Origin of the sequence: Cupriavidus lacunae (assembly GCF_003353055.1) — a bacterium.
GTDB classification, from domain to species: Bacteria; Pseudomonadota; Gammaproteobacteria; order Burkholderiales; family Burkholderiaceae; genus Cupriavidus; species Cupriavidus lacunae.
Map to the genome: position 1 here is coordinate 1 of NZ_QKWJ01000196.1, position 3,426 is coordinate 3,426.

A 3,426-nucleotide genomic window follows, 5' to 3' on the forward strand; every position below is an offset into this window, starting at 1 on the left:
CCCGCAACCAACAAACGGCGTGCGTAACCTCCTCGGCCCTACAGCGAATGGAGCCATTCGAGCAGCGTTTTGTTCTGCTGCCACGATGGGAACTTTGGAAGCGGCGCACCGTCACTGACTTTCTCGAGCGCTTTGCGCTTCATCTCAAGATTTGCGCGAGCATAGATCTCGGTTGTCTTCACATCGACGTGACCCAGGAAGTCGCGAATGATCTCGAGCGGGACGCCACTTTGCAGCAGGTGCATTCCCTTTGTGTGCCGCAGGCTGTGGGGACTCACCCGCTGCGTAAACTCGGGGTGACTTCGTCGTATAGGAATCACATACTTTTCGAGAAGATACCGCACACCCGAGCGCGATAACCGTGTGCCTTGCCGGTTCTGGAAGAGTGGCTTGTCGGTCTGTTCAGGGCGATCGAGGTTGTTATCGCGTCGATACTGGCGCAGCAGTTCGACAGTCGAGTCCATCAGGGGCACGGCGCGTAGCTTTCGACCCTTTCCCATGAGTCGTACCTGCGACGGAGGATCCAGGCGCACGTCGCCAGCGTTCAGGTCAATCAACTCCTGTACCCGGGCGCCGGTGTCATAGAGTACGCTTAACATTACTGCATCTCGGCGGCCCTCAGACGTACGCAGATCCGGTTGAGCGAGAAGCTGTGCAAGGTATTCCTTGGAGAGATAATCGACGCTGGGGCGCGGCTGTCGCCGCAGCGGAATGGCGAGGACCTGCTGGCATTGCAACAGTTGCTCGGGCACTTCCGACTGTACGTAGCGGAAGAACGCGTGTAACGCCGCGAGGCGATGATTCTGCGTGCTGACAGAAACGTGCCGGTCGGTTACCAGGTGATCAAGGAATGCCTCAATAAGGGGTACGTCGATCTGTGCCAGAGACAGACGCTCCAGTGCGATTCCTCGCACGTCGCGACAGAATCGCAGCAGCAGGGTGAAGACGTCGCGATAAGCCTTGATCGTGTTGGGGCTTAGGTTGCGCTGTGCGGCCAGATGATGCGTCAGGAAGTCGGTCAGGAGCATGGAGAAGTCCGTTGGTTTCATGATCCACTCCTCCGCGGGATGACATCACCGAAGACGGCGCTGGTGCGCGCCGTGATCTCCGGAAACAGTTCAGCTATCAGGTGCAGGTAGCGCTGCGTTCCGACAAGAGACCGATGTCCCATGTAGGTCGCCAGTACCGGGAGCTTTGCATCGAGGTCAGCCCCCTCGCGGCACCAGCGCAGCAAGGCATGTGCGGCAAATGTGTGCCTCACATCATGTACGCGCGGCCCTTTGCCTCTGCCGCCGTGCGTGATTCCGGAGCGCAACAGGAGGTCCCGGAATACCCAGTAGACCGCTTCGAGACTGTACGGTCCGTCGGACGGTGAAGGAAAGAAGTACGCTTCGGGCGACCGGTCCCCCATGATTCCCGCATACCTGCGAAGGCGCTGCACCAGCGGCAAGGCTGGAGGCACGAGGCGGTCCTTCCCGAATTTGGCCTCACGCACCGTCAGGATACCCCGGTCAAGGTCCACATCGGCCACGCGAAGGTGCAGCACCTCGCCAAGACGCAGCCCACAGCCATACAGTAGCCGGAATACTTCCGGCATGATGAGATGGCGCATTGGCGATCGCGCGGTCGGCACGAGCTGGTCGGCCGCGTGGAGCAACCGGTTGATCTCGGCGTGGGTCAGGATGCGTGGCGAGAAACCATCTGCATTTCTTACTGTCGGAGATCGAGCTGGCACGTCAGCGGAATATCCCTGCCGGCACATGAATAGGGCGAATTGGCGAACCGCACAGATGCGATGATCGTGGGTGCCCCTACACTCGTGGGGCTGTTTGGAGAGCCACTTGCAACTAATCGAGCGCGGTAGCTTGCATTGCGATAGTCCTTCATCGCACAGAAAGCGATCAAAGCGCGCCAGCAATCGGGCGGGCTCATCATATCGGTAACCACACGCCCGTCTCTCCTGGACAAACTGTTCCATGAGCGAGCCGACAGCGCTTCGGAACCGTCCCTTGAATGATCTACTCGTCATGGCGCATCTCCTCGGTGTTCAGCGCGGCCGTGCGCAGCGCTTCCACGTTGGTCTTGGCGTAGATCAACGTCGACGCCGTCGACGCGTGCCCCAGGATGTCGCTGATGACTTGAAACGGCGTCTGTTCATGGAGCAGTCGCGTCGCGAGAGTGTGGCGTAGCGAGTGCAATCCGTGACGTTGTGGAGTCCGGAAGCGAATACCGGCACGGGCCTTCCAACTCTCGACGACGTGATACAGGTTATCTGTCTCACAGAAGGGTTGGAAAGGCGCATTCAATGTGAGGAACACTTCTCGATGACCCGATTGAGGACGGGCCAATCTCAGATACTCAATCAGTGCTTCGCCAACTTCTTCCGTTAGTGGCAAGCAAAGAGGTGCTAGGGTCTTCGACTGTTTAATCTCTATGGTGGCTGTTTCCCATTTCAGATCGTCGAGGGATAGTGTCCGAATGTCGCTCGCTCGCAATCCGAGGCGACAGGCCAGCAGAAGGATCGCGTAATCGCGCTTTCCTTTGGGCGAGGTTCTATCAACGACTTCGAGCAGCCTAGTCACGAGTTCCGGGTCCCAGACCGATGGAACAGTCGCATCTCGGGGAACGTGGACTACTGGCAATACATGGCTGAGATCCTGCTGCAGAAGTCCTCGCAGCAGAAGAAACCGCAGAAAGCCGCGCACATCGGAAACGATTCGCGAGACGGACTTGGCCACCAGGCGATGTTGCGAGGTCACAAAGGCGCAGAGATCGGGCGGCTGTATCTGATCAAAAAACGTGATGTTCCTTGAACCAAGGAAATCCGCGAATATCGCGATCTCACGCATCCGCTCGCGAAGGGTCGTTGGGCGAAGATGAAGGCGATCCCGGCAGTACAGTTCATAGTCACGCAATGTCGTGCTCATGGGCGCCGGGACCTGTATCTTCTGCATGTCGGTGACGGTGCGTTCAATGTGCCCGTCATGCGCAAAGTCCTCCAGAACCTTGAGGGCAAACACGATATGCCGTCGCCACCCCTGGCGTGAGTTTAGGCGTTCACCCTCACGCATCTGATACGCGGTGCAAAACTGTTTCGCCAGCATCTGTGAGTACGCATCTCCCAGGCTCATCTCGTGACAAAACACGATGAGATGTCGCCAGACTACGCGATAGCGCCCCAGCGATCGTCTGCTGTAGTGAAGCCTTTCCAGTTCGCCCACGGCACCGGCAATGACCTGCTCCAACGGAAGGCGGCTTGAAACTTGATGGGTGGAATGCTCCATGATCGAGCTCCTCACAACGGCGGCCCCGATGGCCGCCAGGACTCCCATCATGAAACTTTATGTGCAGTAAACCAACGCTGGGGACTTGCCTACAAGGCCTTTACCTCGGCTACTGCGCATAAAACCTTTCGGCCGGTAATAG

The 3,426-nt window shown here is 58.1% G+C and carries 3 protein-coding genes; all 3 read right to left on the reverse strand.

Going from position 1 to position 3,426, the window contains the following annotated elements; all coding sequences use genetic code 11:
• Positions 1–38: 38 nt before the first annotated feature.
• The 3 genes from DN412_RS42495 to DN412_RS42505 are packed head-to-tail and all read right to left on the reverse strand — an operon-like array spanning position 39 to position 3,284.
• Positions 39–1,049: a site-specific integrase gene (locus DN412_RS42495; protein WP_115216947.1), complete on the reverse strand. Its 1,011-nt coding sequence runs from the start codon at positions 1,047–1,049 to the stop codon at positions 39–41.
• Positions 1,046–2,029, reverse strand: a complete 984-nt coding sequence (locus DN412_RS42500; RefSeq protein ID WP_115216948.1) for a tyrosine-type recombinase/integrase — start codon at positions 2,027–2,029, stop codon at positions 1,046–1,048. Before DN412_RS42500 ends, DN412_RS42495 begins: the two co-directional genes overlap by 4 nt.
• Positions 2,019–3,284 (reverse strand): site-specific integrase, encoded by a 1,266-nt coding sequence (locus tag DN412_RS42505; RefSeq protein WP_161564138.1) that lies wholly within the window; start codon positions 3,282–3,284, stop codon positions 2,019–2,021. The genes DN412_RS42500 and DN412_RS42505 overlap by 11 nt, the downstream gene beginning before the upstream one ends.
• Between the last annotated feature and the right edge of the window lie 142 nt (positions 3,285–3,426).

Coding starts and splice junctions, on each gene's coding strand:
- DN412_RS42495 (WP_115216947.1), bottom strand. CDS start 1,049: ATGAAACCAACGGACTTCTCCATGCTCCTGACCGACTTCCTGACGCAT.
- DN412_RS42500 (WP_115216948.1), bottom strand. CDS start 2,029: ATGACGAGTAGATCATTCAAGGGACGGTTCCGAAGCGCTGTCGGCTCG.
- DN412_RS42505 (WP_161564138.1), bottom strand. CDS start 3,284: ATGGAGCATTCCACCCATCAAGTTTCAAGCCGCCTTCCGTTGGAGCAG.